Here is a 1,644-nt window from a genome sequence, read left to right as displayed (position 1 = left end):
TCTGATATGAAACTGGCCCCGGCTGGGCAGGCGGCAGCGGACCCCGGCCGGCAGAGGGTTGCGGGGTTGTGCGCACGCTATGGGCACTCAGGTGAAGTGTGAAGGATCGGCCGACCGGTTGGCGTGGTGCTGCCTCCCGTTCCGCGTAGATGCACCGCTGACCGGGCCGGTCTTGGGTTGTGCGCGGGTTCGGGTCAGGCGGTCTGGTCCAGGATGACCTTCTTGCCGGTGAGTTTTTCGATCTTCTTGATCAGGCGGGCGGCTTCCCGGTCGGGGTCGTGGTGGCGGCTGAAGTAGTCGGCGCCGAGGTCGTGGTAGTCCACGCCGTTCTTGACGACGTGGTAGGCGGCACACAGCAGGGAGTGGCCGACGGCCACGGCGGCCTGCTTGCGGCCGGTGGGGTTGTTGCCGAGGTGGCGGAGCATGCGCCGGTAGAGCGCGGCGTGGTAGGTGCTGGTGTGGGTGGCGGCCCAGGCCGCCTCGACCAGCGCCTCGCGCAGGACGGGGTTGCCCTTGCGGGTCTTGCCCGATTTGCGTTTGCCGCCGGACTGGTTGTTGCCCGGGCACATGCAGGCCCAGGAGGCCAGGTGGTGTTCGGAGGGGAAGTGGCTCATGTCGCCGGTGGTCTGGGCGATGACGACCTCGATGACGCGTTTGCCGAACCCGGGGATGGTGATCAGGTGCGCGGCGGTCTCGGCGAACGGCGCCATGAGCTCGTCTACCTGACTTTCGATCCCGGTGATCAGAGCGTCGAGGTAGTCGATGTGGTCGAGTTGAGCGGCCAGCAGGGCGGCGTGATGGTCGGTGAAGTGGCCCGTGGTGGCCCGCCGCAGGTCGGCGATCTTGGCGCGCATCTTGCCCAGCGCCAGGTCGGCCAGGACCTCTACGTCACGCTCCCCGGCGATCAGCTCGGCGAGCATGCGCCGGGAGGCGACGCCGAGGATGTTGCTCACCACGACGCCGAGCTTGATCCCGGCGTCCTCCAGCACGTTGAGCACCCGCTGGGTCTCGGCGGCGCGCTGCTTGACCAGCTTGCGCCGGTAGCGGGTGAGATTGCGCAGTTGCCGGATGTGCTGATCGGGCACCAGGCTGCCCCTGAGCAGCCCGCAGGCGGCCAGCTCGGCCAGCCACGCGGCGTCCACCCGATCGGTTTTGCGGCCCGGCAGCCGCTTGACCAGCTCGGGATTGACCAGGATCAGCCTGACGCCGGGCAGGTGCCGTTCCAGCGTGTACCAGATCGGCTTCCAGTAGCACCCGGTGGCCTCCATCGCCACCACCTGGACGTGCTGGTCGGCCAGCCAGCGCGCCAGCTCCTCCAGCGCGTCGGTGAACGTGGTGAACTCGCGCTCTGACTGAGCACGGTCCTTGTTGCCGGCGGAATCGGGCAGGTCCACGCACGCCTGAATCGTCTTCAGGTGCACGTCCAGACCAGCGGCCCGTTCGTAGACGATCCGCATCCTGCACTCCTACGATCGATCGAAGGGACACGAGCGGAGCTGTCCGGGGAGCCTCAATCGGAACGGGAATCTGATATGCGTGCTCGCACGCGACACTGGGGGGTACCCCCCAAGGCTCCCGCGTCAGTCTTTTGACGGGCTTGCATGCACCAATGAACCGGCCGACGTCGACGGACAGCTCCCCCCC

The 1,644-nt window shown here is 67.7% G+C and carries 1 protein-coding gene; it reads right to left on the bottom strand.

Features of this window, described 5'->3' with window-relative positions:
• Positions 1–194 precede the first annotated feature (194 nt).
• The gene (locus ACSDR0_RS50440; protein WP_435296103.1) at positions 195–1,457 is read right to left on the bottom strand and encodes an IS110 family transposase; all 1,263 of its coding nucleotides are present in this window, start codon (positions 1,455–1,457) and stop codon (positions 195–197) included.
• Positions 1,458–1,644 lie beyond the last annotated feature (187 nt).

The sequence above is a fragment of the Streptosporangium sp. G11 genome, assembly GCF_051192615.1.
GTDB lineage: Bacteria > Actinomycetota > Actinomycetes > Streptosporangiales > Streptosporangiaceae > Streptosporangium.
This window is presented reverse-complemented; position numbering and strand designations above follow the sequence as displayed.